The organism is Ruegeria sp. CG11, from assembly GCF_056537245.1.
The window spans coordinates 25038-43356 of sequence record NZ_JBQFRE010000003.1 but is presented as its reverse complement, the minus strand read 5'-3'; the positions used below and the strand labels follow the sequence as shown (position 1 = coordinate 43356).

Annotated in this window: 16 protein-coding genes; 10 read left to right on the top strand and 6 right to left on the bottom strand. The window is 59.6% G+C overall.

The window, feature by feature from the left end; translation table 11 throughout:
- The first annotated feature begins 121 nt into the window (after window positions 1-121).
- Window positions 122-1852, top strand: a complete 1731-nt coding sequence (locus ACR0KW_RS09515; RefSeq protein WP_480804769.1) for a tetratricopeptide repeat protein — start codon at window positions 122-124, stop codon at window positions 1850-1852.
- A gap of 305 nt (window positions 1853-2157) precedes the next feature.
- On the opposite strand, the gene ACR0KW_RS09510 is transcribed toward ACR0KW_RS09515, so the two are convergent.
- Window positions 2158-2772, bottom strand: coding sequence for a TetR/AcrR family transcriptional regulator (locus ACR0KW_RS09510; protein ID WP_480804768.1), 615 nt, complete (start codon window positions 2770-2772; stop codon window positions 2158-2160).
- A gap of 142 nt (window positions 2773-2914) precedes the next feature.
- On the opposite strand from ACR0KW_RS09510, the gene ACR0KW_RS09505 reads away from it, so the two are divergent.
- From ACR0KW_RS09505 to ACR0KW_RS09475, 7 genes are all read left to right on the top strand, one after another.
- Window positions 2915-3379: a (2Fe-2S)-binding protein gene (locus ACR0KW_RS09505; protein WP_170325372.1), complete on the top strand. Its 465-nt coding sequence runs from the start codon at window positions 2915-2917 to the stop codon at window positions 3377-3379.
- 3 nt (window positions 3380-3382) lie between these two features.
- Complete coding sequence (locus tag ACR0KW_RS09500) at window positions 3383-5569, top strand: xanthine dehydrogenase family protein molybdopterin-binding subunit (RefSeq protein WP_480804767.1); 2187 nt, start codon at window positions 3383-3385, stop codon at window positions 5567-5569.
- Between the two features lie 138 nt (window positions 5570-5707).
- Complete coding sequence (locus tag ACR0KW_RS09495) at window positions 5708-7027, top strand: glutamine synthetase family protein (protein WP_480804766.1); 1320 nt, start codon at window positions 5708-5710, stop codon at window positions 7025-7027.
- 59 nt (window positions 7028-7086) lie between these two features.
- A complete protein-coding gene (locus tag ACR0KW_RS09490) occupies window positions 7087-7767 on the top strand; it encodes a type 1 glutamine amidotransferase (protein WP_480804765.1) in 681 nt (226 codons plus the stop codon).
- Window positions 7767-9125: a glutamine synthetase family protein gene (locus tag ACR0KW_RS09485; RefSeq protein WP_480767918.1), complete on the top strand. Its 1359-nt coding sequence runs from the start codon at window positions 7767-7769 to the stop codon at window positions 9123-9125. Before ACR0KW_RS09490 ends, ACR0KW_RS09485 begins: the two co-directional genes overlap by 1 nt.
- A gap of 8 nt (window positions 9126-9133) precedes the next feature.
- Window positions 9134-10438, top strand: coding sequence for an NAD(P)/FAD-dependent oxidoreductase (locus ACR0KW_RS09480; protein ID WP_480804764.1), 1305 nt, complete (start codon window positions 9134-9136; stop codon window positions 10436-10438).
- Between the two features lie 113 nt (window positions 10439-10551).
- Window positions 10552-11766, top strand: coding sequence for a DegT/DnrJ/EryC1/StrS family aminotransferase (locus tag ACR0KW_RS09475; RefSeq protein ID WP_480804763.1), 1215 nt, complete (start codon window positions 10552-10554; stop codon window positions 11764-11766).
- Between the two features lie 3 nt (window positions 11767-11769).
- On the opposite strand, the gene ACR0KW_RS09470 is transcribed toward ACR0KW_RS09475, so the two are convergent.
- The 4 genes from ACR0KW_RS09470 to ACR0KW_RS09455 form a co-directional block, all read right to left on the bottom strand.
- A complete protein-coding gene (locus tag ACR0KW_RS09470) occupies window positions 11770-12531 on the bottom strand; it encodes a trypsin-like serine peptidase (protein WP_480804762.1) in 762 nt (253 codons plus the stop codon).
- A gap of 11 nt (window positions 12532-12542) precedes the next feature.
- On the bottom strand, window positions 12543-13097 hold the full coding sequence (gene phaR / locus ACR0KW_RS09465) for a polyhydroxyalkanoate synthesis repressor PhaR (RefSeq protein ID WP_480804761.1): 555 nt from the start codon (window positions 13095-13097) through the stop codon (window positions 12543-12545).
- A 134-nt stretch (window positions 13098-13231) separates the two neighbouring features.
- Complete coding sequence (locus ACR0KW_RS09460) at window positions 13232-13678, bottom strand: phasin family protein (protein WP_480804760.1); 447 nt, start codon at window positions 13676-13678, stop codon at window positions 13232-13234.
- Between the two features lie 130 nt (window positions 13679-13808).
- On the bottom strand, window positions 13809-15611 hold the full coding sequence (locus tag ACR0KW_RS09455; protein WP_480804759.1) for a PHA/PHB synthase family protein: 1803 nt from the start codon (window positions 15609-15611) through the stop codon (window positions 13809-13811).
- 115 nt (window positions 15612-15726) lie between these two features.
- Between ACR0KW_RS09455 and phaZ the strand changes: the two genes are divergently transcribed.
- A complete protein-coding gene (gene phaZ, locus ACR0KW_RS09450; protein WP_480804758.1) occupies window positions 15727-16998 on the top strand; it encodes a polyhydroxyalkanoate depolymerase in 1272 nt (423 codons plus the stop codon).
- Between the two features lie 5 nt (window positions 16999-17003).
- Window positions 17004-17588, top strand: coding sequence for a DUF6151 family protein (locus tag ACR0KW_RS09445; protein ID WP_480804757.1), 585 nt, complete (start codon window positions 17004-17006; stop codon window positions 17586-17588).
- Here ACR0KW_RS09445 and ACR0KW_RS09440 read toward each other — a convergent pair.
- On the bottom strand, window positions 17579-18295 hold the full coding sequence (locus tag ACR0KW_RS09440) for an alpha/beta fold hydrolase (protein WP_480804756.1): 717 nt from the start codon (window positions 18293-18295) through the stop codon (window positions 17579-17581). The genes ACR0KW_RS09445 and ACR0KW_RS09440 overlap by 10 nt on opposite strands.
- Window positions 18296-18319 lie beyond the last annotated feature (24 nt).

Sequence of the window (18319 nt, the reverse complement as noted above, 5' to 3'; positions counted from 1 at the left end):
AACTCTCTTGCCGGGCTGATGATGTTCTCAACGCCCATCAGCGTCAAGCCTACAACTGGCGGCATCTCGCCGCGCGGACACCGAAGTTTCTTATCCACCTGCCGTCGGCTATGCTTCGTCCATGTCAAACGTCTCGGAACGAAGGCTGGCCGCTATTCTGGCTGCGGATGTGGCGAACTATTCCAAACTCATGGGAGAGGATGAAGCCGCCACATTGGCCGCGCTGCGCCGTTTTCGCGACGACGGTCTTGTTCCGATCGTTGGTAAGTATGACGGCAGGGTTATAAAAAGCATGGGAGACGGCTGGCTGGTTGAATTTCCCAGCGTTGTCAGTGGTATCGAGTGCGCAATGGATCTCCAAAACGCACTGATCGACACCCCTCGGATCGCGTTGAGGATGGGATTGCACAGCGGCGATGTCAGCTTTGCCGATGAAGACGTTTTTGGCGACGGGGTAAACGTGGCCGCACGTCTTCAGAACCTGGCCGAACCCGGATCGCTCGTGATTTCCGAAACGGCGCGGCGCAGCCTTGATGCCAAGCATTCGGATCACTTCACCTGCCTTGGTTCCCAGAACCTCAAGAACATCGCAGAGCCTTTGGTCGTTTATGGTTGGGGATTGTCAGCGTCCGCCATCCAGAGGCACCTTTTCGAGTTGCCGGAGCGACCGTCGATCGCGGTTTTAGCCTTCGACAATTTGTCGGACGACGCAGATCAGACCTTTTTTGCCGAAGGCATGGCCGACGATGTCATTTCTGCGCTGTCAAAGTTTCACTGGTTCTTCGTGATCTCTCGAGACTCGAGCTTTTCCTACCAAGGTCGCGCCGTCGGTACAGAGCAAATCGCCCGGGATTTGGGCGTGCAGTACATTCTGGAGGGCAGCGTTCGAAGGGTCGGCAACCGGGTTCGCGTCTCGGCAAAACTGATCGACGCCGTTGCAAACCATTACGTCTGGACCGAGCGATATGACGGTGTGATTGAGGACATCTTCGATCTGCAGGACGAGATCACGGGAAAAATTGTGGGCGCAGTCGCACCTGAATATCTATCTGCAGAAATGCAACGCGCACGGCGCAAGGTGGTGCCAAGCATGGACGCCTGGGAACTGACCGCACGCGCCCATTGGCATATCTCGCAATTCACACAAGCCGACATCGCCGAAGCCCAGAATCTATTGCTGAAAGCTGTCGACCTGAACCCACAAAGCTCATTCGGATTGGCAGACTTATCATTCACGCATCTGATGCAGTGCGTGAACGGCTGGAGTGGCGATCCGGACGCGTCGAGCGCCGAAGCGGTACGCCTGGCGCAGCTTGCGGTTTCGATGAACGGCCGCGACGCGTATGCGATGGCCCTGCTTGGTGCGGCGGATCTGTTTTCAGGTCATCCTAAAGACGCAGTGCGGAAGTTGCAGGATGCCATAGCCCTCAACCCCAATGACCCCCATGCCTATGCTTTGCTTGCCAGGTCACAAGTCTATCTGGGCGACAGCAAAGAGGCCCTCGCCAACATCAAGGCCGCGATCAGGCTCAGCCCGCGAGATCCTTTGATCGCCTTGTGGTACTCCATTCGCTCACTATGCGGTTTCATTGCTGGCCGGCACGAGGAAGCCATCGAGTGGGCCGAGGCATCAATCCGCATCCAACCAAATCGTAGCAGCTCTTACTTGGATATCGCTGTGAATAATGCCATTTGCGGCAATATGGATGAGGCTAGGCAAGCCGTTTCCGACTTGAAGCGTCTGGACCCCGGCGCCTCGCTCCAGTTGGCAGAAAGCACGCATCCCTTCGCGCGACCGGAAGATCGCAGACGCTATCAACAGGGTTTGCGCACAGCGGGTTTGGACAGGTGATTGAGGTGAGACGTGCTCAGCGTCACGTCCTTGGGCCAAAAACAATTCATCATCCTCAAGCGCTTCGCGCTGGATCAGCAGAATGTGGTGTTGGCCAAACACTTCCCCGGGCATAGTGCCGGGTTCCGCCCGAAAATAGCGTATCAACATCAACCCCACCGCCGAAATACGCGCGGCATCCTCGCAGTTCAGCAAAGGGGCTGACGGATAAACTTCGTCTTAAAACCGCGACAAGGTTATGTGTCGTTTGACGTTGAGGCGGACCGGTTTCGCAACATGGACTGTCCAGACCGGCGACCCCGCACCTAGTCCGACACCTGTGCGCCATAGCGACTGAGGATCAGGTCGACGCTGCTTTCGATAGTGGCGGTCATGTCCTCTTTGCTCAGCACACCACCGGTGAACATCATCGGCCAGAACGCCTTGGCCTTGATCAGGCCGATGAACTCTTGCCCGGCCCGTTCGGGGTCTTCGATCTGCAACTGCCCGTCATCTGCGGCATCTTTCAGCATGGTGACAAAGATCGACGTCTTGTCCAGCTTGCCCTGCGCCGCCGCTGCCATCTCGGGGTTGCGCAAAGTTTCGCTGATCACCATCCGCGCCATGGCGATAACCTCGGGCATCATCAGAATCCGCCCTTCGGCCCAGGCAAGCTCGGTCAGTTGCTCGCGGATATCGCGGCCCGGCTTGTACCTGATATCCCGCACAGCGGCGAATCGATTGGACAGCTCGATCACAATCGAACGAAACAGGTTTTCCTTGCTTTCGAAATACTTGTACAGCGTGCGCTTGGACACTTCGGCGCGGGTGGAAATGCGGTCCATGCTGGCGGCGGCGAATCCCTTTTCCTGGAATTCGGCTACGGCAGCTTCGATGATCTGGGCCTGTTTGGACGCATTCGGTGCGCAGCAATCGCTCATGTTTCAAAGCTATAGACCTATTGACAGAGCAAGGTCAAACACTAGGTAAACCCACGGGTTTACAAGAGTGGAAACGCCGCCTATGGTAAACCCGCCAGTTTACCGATTCAGGTAACCAGCCCAACATGGAGAGTTCCCCCTCATGGCCTTGACCTTGAAACTGAACGGCGAGACCCACACGGTCGACGCCGAACCCGGCACCCCCCTGCTGTGGGTAATCCGGGATGAGCTTAAGCTGACCGGAACCAAATTCGGCTGCGGTGTCGCATCCTGCGGCGCCTGCACGGTGCACCTTAACGGTGAGCCCGTGCGCTCGTGCCAGACTTTTATCGAAGACGTCGAAGATGCCGAGATTACCACGATCGAAGCAGTGGGTGACGACAAGATCGGCGCGGCCGTCCAGCAGGCTTGGGTCGAGCTGGACGTGGTCCAGTGCGGCTACTGCCAGTCCGGTCAGGTGATGTCGGCGGTTGGCCTGTTGTCCGAAAACCCGAAACCCAGCGTCGAGGAAATCGACAGCTACATGTCCGGCAACGCCTGTCGCTGCGCCACCTATCAACGCATCCGCGCCGGTATTCAGCGCGCGTCTGAGATTCTGGAGGCCTGATCCATGACCATTAACACCTCCCGCCGAGGGTTTCTGAAAGGTGCCGCTGCTGCCGGTGCCGTCCTGTTGGTTGGCGCGCGTCCCGATGGCGTGTTGGCTGCCGGATCAACCGAGACCGCTCAGTTCAACCCATTCGTAAAGATCGATGCTGATGGCACCGTGACCGCCATCGTCAAGCATTTCGAAAAGGGTCAGGGGCCAGCGACCGGCCTGCCGACGCTGATCGCCGAGGAAATCGGCTTGACCATGGATCAGATCGAATACGAATTCGCGCCCTCAGATCCGAACGTCTACAACAACCTACTGTTCGGTCCCTTCCAGGGCACGGGCGGGTCGACCGCGATGGCAAATTCGTGGCTGCAATACCGCCAGGCCGGTGCTGCTGCGCGTGAGATGCTGATCAACGCTGCTGCACAAAGCTGGGGCATGGATGCGTCCGGCATCACCATCGAGGAAGGCATCATCAAGGCGGGTGACAAGTCGGCCCCGATTGCCGAATTCGTGGCCGCTGCGTCTCAGCTGGAAGCCCCGGCCGAACCGCGCTTAAAGGACCCGTCCGAATTCCGCCTGATCGGCAACGAAGCCGTGCGCCGCAAGGACTCGGCAATCAAAGGCAACGGTCAGGCAATGTACGCCATGGACGTTCACCTGCCGAACCAGATGGTTGCCATGATCAAGCGTCCGGAATCGAAGGGTGGCGTCGCGCTCAGTTTCGACGACAGCGCGTCGAAAGAGGTCAAAGGCTATATCAACGCCGCCGTTCTGCCCAATCAGGCGGGTGTCGCGATCTATGCCGAGAACACCTGGGCCGCGATCCAGGCGCGCGACGCGCTTGAAGTCGAATGGGACATGTCCGCTGCGGAAACCCGCGACTCGGATCAGATCAAGGCCGAGATCATGGCCGCGCTGGATGCCGAGCCTGCGTATAACGTGAACAAGGCGGATGTCGCAGCGGTGTCGGCGGCCATCGACGGGGCGGACAAGGTTGTCGAAAAGACCTTCTACTTCCCGCTTCTGGCCCACGCACCGATGGAGCCGCTGAACTGCACCATCGAACAGACCGCCGAAGGCGACATCGTGCTGCATGACGGCGCGCAGATGCCGACTGGCCCGCATATGGCCTATCAGCAGATCTTCCAGCTGCCGCCCGAGAAAATTCACATCAAGACCATGCTGGCCGGTGGCTCGTTCGGTCGTCGTGCGACCCCCGACGCGGATTATCAGGTCGAGGCCGCGCTGGCTTTTGTGGTCACCGACCGGTCCCGCCCGGTCAAGCTGGTCTGGACCCGCGAGGATGACATCCGCAGCGGCTACTACCGCCCTGCGTTCGGTCACAAGGTCCGCGTTGGTCTGGATGCCGACGGCAATGTCGTCGGATGGCAGCATCGGGTCGCCGGGCAGTCAGTCATCAAAGGCACTCCGTTCGAAGCAGTTCTGGTGCATGACGGGATCGACCACAGCTCGATCGAAGGGATTGCCGACAGCCCTTACAAAATCCCGGGAATGGCCGTTGGCCTGACCGACACCCCCAAGGCCACAACGGTTCTGTGGTGGCGTTCGGTGGGTCATACCCATACCGGCTATACGATGGAAACCATGATGGATCTGGTCGCCGAGGCCGCAGGCCGCGACCCGGTCGAGTTCCGTCTGGCGCATCTGGCCGACACCAGCGACGCGGATCAGCAACGCAAAGCTGGCGTGCTGAAACTGGTCGCTGAAAAGGCGGGATGGGGCAACGTACAGGCAGGTCGGGCGCAGGGCATTGCCGTGCACAAGTCCTTTGGGTCTTATGCCGCGCAAGTTGTCGAGGTTTCTGGTGATCCGGAAAACGGCATCAAGATCGAAAAGGTCACCTGCGCCGTGGATTGCGGTATTGCCGTGAACCCAGACGTGGTGCGCGCGCAGATGGAGGGCGGTATCGGTTACGGCATCGGCCATGTCATGCGCGACCAGATCACCCTGACCGGAGGGGCCGTGGACCAGTTCAACTTCCCGGACTACGAGCCTCTGCGCATTGGCGATATCGCGGCGATAGACGTCCATATCGTTCCGTCCGCCGAAGCGCCAACCGGAGTTGGTGAGCCCGGCACGCCCCCGTCTGCGCCAGCCCTTGCCAACGCGATCCGGGCGCTTTCGGGCGTCAAGGTGACCGCGCTGCCGATGGCGGAAAACGGCGTCAACTTCGTCTGACGTCTCCTCGCTCCGCGCCATCCCCCTCTGGCGCGGAGCACCCCGCCTGCACCACGCAGGCAAATAATTTGATCAAATTTAGTGACAAGACGCTCAGTCTCGACTACATCTCGGACATCCCGAGTGATGGAGACCCCAATGGACCTGAGCGCCCTGCACAGTTTTCGCGTCGCCGCCTGTGACCTGAATGGTCAGATGCGTGGCAAGCGTGTGCCGCCCTCTTACGCCGACAAACTGGACAAAGGCACGGTGCGGATGCCGTTCTCTGCGCTGAACGTGGACTTGTGGGGCGCGGATATCGACGGCAGTCCCCTTGTCTTCGAATCAGGCGACGCGGATGGGATGCTGTTGCCGACGGATCGCGGCCCGGTGCCGATGCCGTGGCTGGCCGCAGACACGGCGCTGGTTCCGATGTGCCTGCACGACGATGCCGGCGCGCCCTTTGCAGGCGACCCCCGGCATGCTCTGGCCGCGGTGTTGCAGCGCTACGCCCAGCGCGGCTGGTCCGTCATTGCGGCGACCGAGCTGGAATTCACTCTGCTGGATGCGTCGGGCGCGCAACCGCAGCCTCCGATCAACCCGGTGACCGGGCGGAGGCTGGCGGATGAATCCGTCCTGTCCATGGCGGAGATGGACGCGTTCGATGCCTTCTTCACCGAGCTTTATGACGGGTGCGCTGCGATGGGCATCCCTGCGCAAACTGCGATCTCAGAAAGCGGCATTGGCCAGTTCGAGATCAACCTGAACCATCAGGATGCAATGCGCTGCGCCGATGATACGTGGCTTTTCAAGACCTTGACGCGCGGCCTTGCCCGCAAGCACGGGTTCACCGCCACCTTCATGTCCAAGCCTTACGCAGACGATGCGGGCAACGGGATGCACGTGCATTTCTCGGTCGTGGACGACCAGGGGCGAAACGTGTTTGACGATGGCGGGCCTGAGGGCACCGATCTGCTGCGTTGGGCGGTCGCCGGATGTCTGGCCGCGATGCCCGGATGTACGCTGATCTTCGCGCCGCACGGAAATTCATACACCCGCCTCGTCCCCGGCGCACACGCCCCGACCGGTGCAAGCTGGGCCTATGAAAACCGCACCGCCGCGATCCGCATCCCCGGGGGTGCTCCGGCCGCACGGCGGATCGAACATCGCGTGGCGGGCGGCGACATCAACCCCTACCTGATGCTGGCGGCAGTGCTGGGCGCCGCAATGAACGGGATCGAGGACGAGACTGAACCGCCTGCTCCGATCTCGGGCAACGCTTACGAGATCGACGGCCTGCCGCAACTGGCAGGTGACTGGGCCTCGGCAATTGCCGCCTTTGAGACCGACCAGCTGGTCGCACGCATCTTTCCCGCCGACCTGATCCGCTTTTTCGCCATGACCAAGCAGCAGGAAATCCGGCGCTTTGGTGAACGCCCCCCGGATGAGCACTGGCTCAGCTACCTCGAAGCGGTTTGACCCCCCTTGCCCGACCGGATTCGGTGGGCTAGAATAAATTTGATCAAATTTGGTGACCCATGAAAATTGGCATCCTAGTAACCGGCCACCCGCCTGACGAATTGCGCGACCAATTCGGTGCCTATGACGCGATGTTTCGCACTCTGCTGGATGGCAACGGCTTTGAGTTCGAAAGCTATGCGGTTGTAGACAATCAGTTCCCCGACAGCGCCGATCAGGCCGACGGTTGGATCATCACCGGCTCGCGCCACGGGGCGTATGAAGACCACGCGTGGATTCCCCCCTTGGAGGGCTTCATTCGCGACGTTTGGAAAAACGGTCAGCCCCTGATCGGTGTGTGTTTCGGCCACCAGATCATTGCGCAGGCACTTGGCGGCAAAGTCGAAAAGTTCTCGGGCGGCTGGGCCGTCGGGCGGACGGATTATGACTATGACGGGCAGACGGTGACCCTGAACGCCTGGCATCAGGACCAAGTTGTCGAATTGCCCGAAGGGGCGAAAGTGACCGGTTCGAACGCGTTCTGCCGCAACGCCATGGTCGCCTATGGCGACACGATCTGGACTGTTCAGGCGCACCCGGAATACGGCGACGGCTTTATCAATGGCCTGATGGAAACCCGCGGCAAGGGCGTAGTGCCCGATGACCTGATGAAGGCAGCGGCCAAACGCTTGCCCACAAAAGATGACAATCCGAAGATCGCGCAGCACATGGCCGATTTTCTGAAGAAAGAGAGGGCCTGATGGCCGACTGGAAAGATCAGCTGCCACAAGCAGCCCGGACCTATATCGAAGGCCAACGACTGGATGAGGTCGAGTGCATCATCTCGGACCTGCCCGGCATCGCACGCGGCAAGGCAGTGCCTGCGTCGAAATTTGCCAAGCAATCATATTTCCACCTGCCCGACAGCATCTTTTACCAGACCATCACCGGTGATTGGGGCGAAGCCGCGGGCGAGGACGGGTTCATCGAACGGGACATGATCCTGAAGCCTGACTTCACCACAGCGTCGGCTGCGCCGTGGACTGGCGACTGGACGCTGCAGGTGATCCACGACGCTTATGACCGGGACGACAACCCAATCCCGTTCAGCCCCCGCAACGTGCTGAAACGCGTCGTGCAACTGTACCACGACAAGGGCTGGAAGCCGGTTGTCGCGCCCGAGATGGAGTTCTTTCTGGTTGCCCCGAACGTAGACCCGGCGCAGGGGATCAAACCGATGATGGGCCGCTCGGGTCGCCCCGCCGCGGCGCGTCAGGCCTATTCAATGACCGCCGTGGACGAATTCGGCCCTGTGATCGACGACATCTATGATTTTGCCGAGCATCAGGGCTTCGAGATCGATGGCATCACCCAGGAAGGCGGCGCCGGTCAGTTGGAGATCAACCTGCGCCACGGCAACCCGGTCAAGCTGGCCGATGAGGTGTTCTATTTCAAACGCCTGATCCGTGAGGCCGCCCTGCGTCACAACTGCTTTGCCACCTTCATGGCGAAGCCGATCGAGGATGAGCCGGGCTCGGCCATGCACATCCACCACTCGATCATCGATATCGAGACGGGGCAGAACATCTTCTCGGGTCCGCAAGGCGGTGAGACGGACGCGTTCTATCACTTCATCGCCGGGCTGCAGAACCACCTGCCCGCAGGTCTTGCGGTGATGGCGCCTTATGTGAACTCGTATCGCCGCTATGTGAAAGACCACGCCGCCCCGATCAATCTGGAATGGGCACGTGACAATCGCACCACCGGCATCCGCGTTCCTCTGTCAGGCCCCGAGGCGCGCCGGGTGGAGAACCGCATCGCCGGAATGGACTGCAACCCCTACCTGGGCATCGCCCTGTCGCTGGCCTGCGGGTATCTGGGTCTGATCCAGCAGGAGCGCCCGCGCCGCCAGTTCTATGGCGACGCCTATGAAGGCGACGGCGATATCCCGCAGGTCATGGGCAACGCGCTGGACCTGTTCGATGAGGCCACCGCCCTGCACGAAGTTCTCGGCCCCGAGTTTGCCCGCGTCTATGGCATCGTCAAACGCGCCGAGTATGAGGAATTCCTGCAGGTCATCTCTCCGTGGGAGCGTGAGCACTTGCTGATGAACGTCTGAGGCGCGCGATGAACCTGCTTTATTCCAATGACCGCAAAGCCGAGTATCCGGCCAGTTTGTATGCCGCGACGGCCAATCCGATCGACCGGTATCCCGCGCTGACGGGGGAAGTGAAAGCAGATGTCTGCGTGGTGGGCGGAGGCTATACCGGCCTGTCTGCCGCGCTGCATCTGGCCGAAGCCGGGCTCGACGTGGTGCTGCTCGAAGCGCACCGGGTAGGGTTCGGCGCGTCGGGCCGCAATGGCGGTCAGCTGGGCAGCGCGCAACGGATGGATCAGGAAGACCTTGAGCGACTGGTCGGGAATGACGACGCAGCAAAGCTCTGGGATCTGGCCGAGGATGCCAAGGATCTGGTCAAGTCGCTGATTGCCAAGCACCAGATCGATTGCGACCTGAAACCCGGCGTGGCGGTCCTGGGCCTGAGCAGTGGCGAGCAGCAGGAACTACATGACCATGCGGCGCATCTTTCTGACCGGTATGGCTATGACCAGATGGAGTTGCTGAACGAGGGCGCAGGCCACGCACTGTGCCCGTCGCCCGCCTATCGCGGCGGCTACCTGGATATGGGCGCCGCGCATCTGCACCCGCTAAATTTCGCACTGGGGCTGGCTCAAGCCGCTGTAAAGGCCGGCGTGCGCATCCACGAGTGCACCGAGGTTACAGGAATTGAGGAAGGCACTCCGGCCACCGTGCATACCGCACAGGGCAAGGTGACGGCCGATCACGTCATTCTGGCCTGTAACGGCTATCTTGGCGATCTGAATGGCAAGGTGGCGTCCCGCGTCATGCCGATCAACAACTTCATCGCCGCGACCGAGCCTCTGGGCGCAGACGCCGCCCGCGTCCTGACCCGCGACGTGGCCGTCGCCGACACAAAATTCGTGGTGAACTACTTCCGCCTCAGCGCCGACAACCGGCTGCTGTTCGGCGGCGGCGAGAGCTATGGCTACCGCTTCCCCGCCGACATCGCCGCCAAGGTCCGCAAACCAATGACCGAGATTTTCCCGCATCTGCGCGACGTCAAGATCGACTATGCTTGGGGCGGCACCCTGGCGATCACTATGCGGCGGATGCCCTATTTGGCGCGGGTTGCGCCCAATATCCTGTCCGCTTCGGGTTATTCCGGCCACGGGGTTGGCACGGCGACCCATGCCGGGCAACTGATGGCGCTGGCCATTCAGGGACAGGCCGAAGGGTTTGACACCATGGCCCGCGTTCCCGCCCTGCCCTTTCCTGGAGGCCCCACCCTCCGCAGCCCCTTGCTGGTGCTGGCAATGACGTGGTTCGCCCTGCGGGATCGCCTCGGGGTCTGACCTTAAGAAATTGCAACAGATTGGTGAATTTTCGCCCATGAGGCGATTGAGGGGTTTTATTGCTCCATGTTTAGCTTTATCTTTCCCAAAGATAGAATTTGGGAAAATCAAATATGACGCTTCCTCCAAATGTCCACGACGCCGAACCCATCCCTGCAGCAGCAAAAGACGCCATCGACGCCCTGATGCAGTCGGGCGACCTGTTCCGCTATACCGCGCCGCAGGATGCGCCGGTCGCTCTGCTTGAGGCTGAATTCGCCGCACTGCTGGGAACGAAATACGCGCTTGCGGTTTCTTCCTGCTCGGCCGCCCTTTTCCTGTCGCTGAAGGCGTTAGGCCTGCCGCGGGACGCACGGGTTCTGATCCCCGGCTTCACCTTTGCGGCCGTGCCGTCGTCGATCGTCCACGCGGATTGCATTCCGGTGCTGTGCGAAGTGGCTGAGAACTATCGCATCGACATGGAGGATTTCGCCGCCAAGCTGGATAGCGTTCAGGCGGTGATCATCAGCCACATGCGCGGTCATACTTCCGACATGGACGCGATCATGGCCCTGTGCAACGAGCGTGACATCCCTGTGATCGAGGACGCAGCCCATTCGCTGGGCACCACCTGGCACGGGCAAAACATTGGCACCATCGGCAAGGTCGGCTGTTTCTCGTTCCAGTCCTACAAGATGATCAACGCGGGCGAAGGTGGCATCCTGATCACTGACGATGCCGATCTGGTGGCCCGCGCCGTGATCATGTCCGGCGCCTATGAGCACAACTGGAAAAAACACAAAGGCCCGCACGGCGACAACTCGCCCGAGCTGGAACAGGCCTTTGCCCGCTGGCAGAACCAACTGCCGCTTTACAACCTGCGCATGAGCAACCTGAGCGCCGCCGTGATCCGCCCGCAGATCCCGGAACTGGCACGCCGTGTGCGAGACGGGCTGGCGAACCACGACTATGTGGCCGAACGCCTGAACACCTCGGATTACATCGACGTCCCTGCCCCGCTGGCACCCGAACGCCGTGCGCCGGATTCGATCCAGTTCAACCTGGTCGGGATGGACGAGGCCGAGATCCGCGCCTTCGCCGCCGCCTCTGAATCGCGCGGTGTCAAGGTTCAGGTCTTTGGCCTGAGCGAGGACAACGCCCGCGCCTTCTGGAACTGGCAATTCCTGCCCGAGAAGTTCGAGTTGCCGCAGACTCGCGACATGCTGATGAAGGCCTGTGACGTCCGCCTGCCAGTGCGCCTGACACGCGAAGAACTGGATATCATCGCCGACATCCTGCTGGCCTCAGTCGGCGAAGTGACCGGCCCGGTTCCGGTCTACGGCACCTGACGGCTATTGCGGGCCGAGGTCGAACAACTCGGTCGATAGAAACAGCGCCGTGACCCCTTCGGGGGTTGCGGCTACGCCGGACAGGATTGCTGCCACCTGCAGTCCGGCGGGTGTTTCCACCAACAGTGGTGCACCGGAATCCCCCATCATCACAGGACAAATCGCCAACAGAATACCGCCTTGATATAGACGCGGAGGACAGGTTTCGGTTCGGCTGAGTACATGTGGCCGCACCCCGGGATACCCTGCTACAAAAGCCGACGCATCCTCGGCATTTGCAAGCGGCAAATACCCGGCCTGCTGACCAATCGGCTCGCTGAGTTCCAGAACCGCCCAATCCAGATCAGAACGATCGTCAAACGCACCGTCTTTGCCCTGATCGGAATGCACCCGATACCCCGCCACATCGGACACAGCAGCAGTTGATCCACGCTGATATCCGGCGGCAAACCGTATACTGGAGGGCGGAATCCACCGTTTCCGAGGCGTGTTGTAGAGGCAATGCGCAGCGGTCAGGACCAGCCGATCCGACACCAGAACACCGGTGCAATGGGACCTCTGATCCCGGCTGGCAAAGTTGATCCGACCAATGGCACTCCACGGAGGCTGGCCCGCATCCAAAATCTCGCGGTTGCGAATAGCATCACACCCAGACCCGGACTGTGTCCCCAGCCTGCAGACCGAAGACCAGTTTTCCGAATAAACACCCTGCGACAGCGCAGGCTGCATCCAAAGCAGTGCGATACTCAGGATCAGCCAGCGCATCCTTGGCGCGGTCAGTTCAGCTTGGAGAGTTTCTGCTGCAGCTCCGCAAGCTGCTTCTTGATGTCGTCCAGGTCTTCTTTGGATTCCGGCTTGTCTTCGTCATCCTTGTCCGGCCCGGACCAGTTACCCGACAGGCCACCGGTCATCGCCTTCAGAAACGCCTGTTGCTGCGCCTGCATCGCCTCGAACCCCGGCATCTGCGACATCGGGTTCATCGCGTTCATGTTTTCCATCATCTTGTTCTGGCTTTCGCGCAGCATCTCGAACGAGCTTTGCAGGAATTGCGGCATCATTCCCCCGCCCGGGATCATGTAGCTGCGGACCAGATCATTCAGCACATTCACTGGCAGTACGTTTTCGCCGCGGCTTTCATGTTCGGCAATAATCTGCAGCAGGTATTGCCGGGTCAGATCGTCTCCGGTTTTCAGATCGATGATCTGCACCTCACGCCCGTCGCGGATAAAGGTCGCGATATCCTCCAGCGTGACATAGTCGCTGGTCTCGGTGTTATACAGCCGGCGGCTTGCATAGCGTTTTATCAACAGTGGTTTTTCTTGTTCTGGCACCGTTTGCCCTCCCCAAGGATGATGCGTTGCAGCAGAGATTATGCGAGTGCAGAACAAAAAGAAAGGGCAGGCCAAAAGACCTGCCCAACGCGATTGCACCAGATGGGAGGAACGGGTGCGCCTCGCGGCCTTACTTACTTTGCAGTTGCAGCTTTCTTGGCAGCAGCTGTTACGTCGTTGGTGGCTTTCTTGACGGCAGCGGTTGCGTCTTCAGCAGCTTCTTTGCCTGCAGCCATCAGCAGCTCGACGGTTTCGGTCTGCAGTTTTTTCGCGATTTCAGCGAAAGCAGCCATGTTTTCAGCAGCAACTTCAGCCGAAGCGCTTGCGAAATCGGTTGCGGCTTTTGCGTAGTCAGCCGGCTCGGTCTTTGCTTTCGACATCTCGGTCAGCTTGGCCAGGGTGTCCTTGGTCCATTTGTTCGAGATTTCAGCCGATTTTTCTGCGGCTTCCAGAGCAACGCCCGACAGTTTTTCGTTCAGGGTTGCGGTCGATTTGAAAGCACCTTCCAGAGCGGTGGTGTCAACAGGGAACGCGCCCATCATTTCTTTCAGGGTCGCGGTAAAGTCTTGAGTCTTTGCCATTGTCCTAATCCTTATTGCCGAACCGGGCCCACCCCGGCTTTCATCAGCTTGAGGACAATATGAATGCTGCGCCGCAGCATTTCAAGTTTTTTCTTGCTGCGGCGCAGAATTTTTAAGTTTCAAAGTGAAATCAGCCGTTTGGATGGGCCACGACATAAGTGCCAGGTGCCGGGGCCAAACGAGGATGATCCGAATCACCGGTATCACGGGCCGGGACCTGCTTGCCTGAACGTTTCTTCAGCCACGCCTCCCACAGGGGCCACCACGAGCCTTCGTGGAAATCGGCCTCTTTCATCCAGGTGTCGGCATCCGCCTTCAGATCCGGGTTGGTGTAATGTCCGTATTTCTTCTTGCTGGGCGGATTGATGATGCCCGCGATATGGCCGGACTCGGACACCACGAAAGTCTTGTTTCGCGACCCCATCTTCTGAACACCGCGATAACAGTCTTTCCACGCCGCGATATGATCCGTCTCGCAAGTGATCGCCATCAACGGCACATCCACGTCGCTGAGTTTCAGCTTGTGACCAAACAACTCAAACCCGTCGGTGGCGAATTCGTTGCGCTGGCACAGGCCCCGCAGATACTCGACCGTCATCTTGGCCGGAAGGTTGGCCCCGTCGCCATTCCAGAACAGCAGATCAAAGGCCGGAGGCACCTCGCCCAGCATATAGCTGCGGATGGCCGGGCCATAAACCAGATCGCGTGAACGCAGGAAGGACATGGTGCGCGCCATGATCCACGAGCGCAGCACGCCCTCTTTGTTCACCTCTTCCTCGATCCCATCGATGAAGTCATTTTGCAGGAAAGGCGTAAACTCGCCCTGTTCGGAAAAGTCTGTCAGGGCCGTAAACAGCGTGGCCGACTTGACCGATTTATCGCCGCGCTGTTTCAACAGCGCCAGCGTCAGGCTCAGCGTTGTACCCGCGATGCAATATCCGATCGCGTTCACTTGCTTGACCTTGCAGATCTTCTTGACCTCTTCGATCGCGGTCAGGAACCCGTCCTGAATGTAATCCTCCATCCCGGTTTCGGCATAACTTTCATCCGGGTTGACCCAGCTGACGACGAACAGGGTATAGCCCTGCTCGGTCACCCATTTGATCAGGCTGTTCTGTGCCTTGAGGTCGAGAATGTAGAATTTGTTGATCCAGGGCGGGAACAGGACGATCGGCGTTTCGTGGACCGTTTCGGTCGCAGGCTTGTACTGGATCAGTTCCATCATGCGGTTGCGATACACAACGTCACCGGGCGTCGTTGCCAGGTTGCCGCCAACCTCAAAGGCACTTTCGTCGGCCAGTTTCACAACCAGTTCGCCGTCGTTGGCTTCAAGATCCGAGACGAGGTTCTCAAGTCCCTTGATCAGCGACTGGCCCTCAGTTTCAACCGCCTTCTCCAACGCGTCCGGGTTTGTCGCCAGAAAATTCGTAGGCGCCATCATGTCAACGATCTGCTGCGAGAAATACCGCAGGCGCCGTTTGTCCTTTGCATCCAGATCCTCGACCGAGGCGACGGCCTGGGCGATGGCTTCGGAATTGGTCTGATATTGTTGGCGGATCAGGCGAAAATAAGGGTTGGTTTCCCAAAGAGGGTTGGAAAACCGTTTATCGCTGGGCTTGGGGTCGTCGTCATCAACCTCGCCGGAGGTCAGCGCCCGCTGCGCTTCGGCAAAGTTCAGAACCGATTTGCCCCAGTATTCAATCTGTTGCTCCAACAACTTGGCGGGATTCTGCCAAGCTTCGGTCCAATATGCGGTTGCTGCTCGTGCGAAAAGCTCCTGATTCGGGCCGTCCAAAGCAGGGGTATGCGACTTTTTCGAAGACATGACTTCGATCAGACGTTTGGAGAGCTCCTCGACCTTCTCCATATTTTCCTTAAGGCGTTCAATGTTTTCTTCTGTCAATTCTGGCATCTGGTCTTCACTTGTTGTCATTTTAACAATTCCCCCCTAACCTCGCTGCTATGCAGAATAACGTCGTGGGTCTTGGGGGGCAAAGCGGCGAATGGTCCGAACTAAAACAGGCTGACACGCAGGAGGCCCCTTTTTCATGCGCTACATGATGACTTACGACTTGATGGAAACGATGCGCAACACCAACCAGTGGATGGGCGCAACTGCCAGCGCCATTGCATCTTATCCCATGTTCGCCATGGTTCCCAACCCCGCCTTCAGCATGATGGCTGCCTGGGGTGAGGTGACCGAGCGGACATTCCAACGCATGATCGTCAAACCAGACTGGGGCATTCGCACATTTACCTGCGAGGACGGCAAGGACCATTTGGTCGACATCACCACCGTCGTTGAACGCCCCTTTGGTGATCTGGTCCATTTCCGGGTAAACGGTCGCGAGGAACAGCCCCGCAAGGTTCTGCTGGTTGCGCCGATGTCGGGACACTACGCCACGCTGCTGCGGTCGACCGTGAAAAGTCTGCTGGTCAACTGCGAAGTTTACATTACCGATTGGCATAATGCGCGCGACATCCCCGTGTCCGAAGGCAAGTTCGATGTTGAGGACTATACCCTCTATCTTGTCGATTTTATGAAAGAGCTTGGCCCGGACACCCATGTTGTGGCCGTTTGCCAACCCGTACCGCTGACGCTGGCTGCGACCGCCTACCTGGCCGAGGTCGAGCCCAAGGCGCAGCCCAGCACCCTGACCCTGATCGGTGGCCCGGTCGATCCCGACGCCACCCCGACCGACGTGACCGACTTTGGCCGCCGTGTCACCATGGGCCAGCTGGAAGAAACCATGATCCAGCGCGTCGGCTTCAAGTACAAAGGCGTTGGCCGCATGGTCTATCCCGGCCTGCTGCAGCTGGCGTCCTTCATGTCGATGAACGCAGACCGCCACTCCAAGGCATTCTCGGACCAGATCCAGCGTGTGATGCGCGATGAAGCGTCAGATCACGATGCCCATAATCGGTTCTACGACGAATATCTGGCCGTCATGGACATGACAGCCGAGTTCTACCTGTCCACGGTCGAGCGCATTTTCAAAAACCGTGAAATCGCGAAGAATGAATTCGTGGTCGCCGGTCACAAGGTCGATATCGGCAAGATCACCGATGTAGCGGTCAAGACGGTCGAAGGCGCCAATGATGACATTTCGGCCCCCGGCCAGTGCATCGCGGCGCTGGATCTGTGCACTGGCCTGCCGGATTCGAAAAAGGCCAGCCATGTTGAACCCGGTGCCGGTCACTATGGCATCTTTGCCGGGCGCAGCTGGCGCGACAATATCCGACCGCTGGTGATCGACTTCATGAACACCAATTCGCGCAAATCGCCCCGCCGCGCTGCCAACAGCAACAAGGTGGCCTGATCTTCATGCGCAGGAGAGTGGCCGAGGAACTGCCCTTCTCCTGCACTTGCGGCACCCTGAGCGGGCATATCACGGCTGCCGGTGTGCGAACCGGCACCCATGTTTCCTGCTATTGCCATGATTGCCGCGCGGCTCAGCTGTATTTCGGACAACCAGACCCGGCCCCCGGCCCTGTCGACGTGTTGCAAATGAGCCCGGAAGACATCCGCATCGACAGCGGCGCCGAACACCTTGCGCTGATGCAGCTCAGCCCCAAGGGGATGCTGCGCTGGTACGCGGATTGCTGCGACGCCCCGATTGCGACGACGTCGCGAACCGCCAAGTTCCCCTTCGCCGGCTTCCTCGTCAAACGCATCCCCGATCCCGGTGCGCTTGGCCCTGTCACCACTCGTGGCTTTGTACCGCAGCCGGACGGCACGCAGTCGCACGAAAAAATACGCTATGCGGCGATCGGATTGCTGACGCGCCTGGCGAAATCCTGGGCTTCGGGCGGTTGGAGAAACACGCCGTTCTTCAAAACAGACAACGGTGATCCTGTGGCAGCGCCAACAATCCTGAGCAAGGCTGAGCGCGCTAAGTACTACACATAGGCCGCCCGCGTAGGCACACCAAGCCAATCCTTCAGTGCATCATTTACAATTCGGGGCGCTTCAATCGTCGGCAGGTGGCCCGCATCCGCGACGACCATCAGTTCGGCGCCGGGGATCAGGTCCGCCATGAAAGCCTGCTTTCGCTGCGGTGTCAGCGTGTCATGTGCACCGCACAGAACCAATGTCGGCACCCTGATGCGCCGCAGTTCGCTCTGCTGATCCGGGCGCCGCTGCAGGGCGCGGATTTGACGTTCAAACACCGCAGGCCCCAGATCCAGCGCCATTTCAATCAGAGCGTTCAGAATGGGAATGCGTTTAGGCCCGGGGGCCAACGTGTCAGACCCGATGATCCGCCGCATCACGTCCTCCAGCCGTCCTGCTTTCGCGCCTACCAAATGTTCCTCACGCGCGGCCGCCAGCAGCGGCGTATCGGCCTGCGCATCCGTTGCCATCAGGCACAGGCGCGACACCCGGTCCGGCGCGCGGCGAATAAGCTCAAGTGCGACCACACCGCCCAGACCAAGCCCGCCCAGCGCAAAACGATGCGGCAACTGGTCCAACAGATCCGAAGCGATCTCTTCAATCCGCTCCCCCAGTGAAACCGGCGCAACCATCACAGCACGCTGACGCGAAAGACAGTTCATCTGGGGTTCAAAAATCCGTGCGTCGCACATCATTTCGGGCAATAAAACCAGCGGCTCAATCACGCGGGGCCTCGTAACATTCGACCT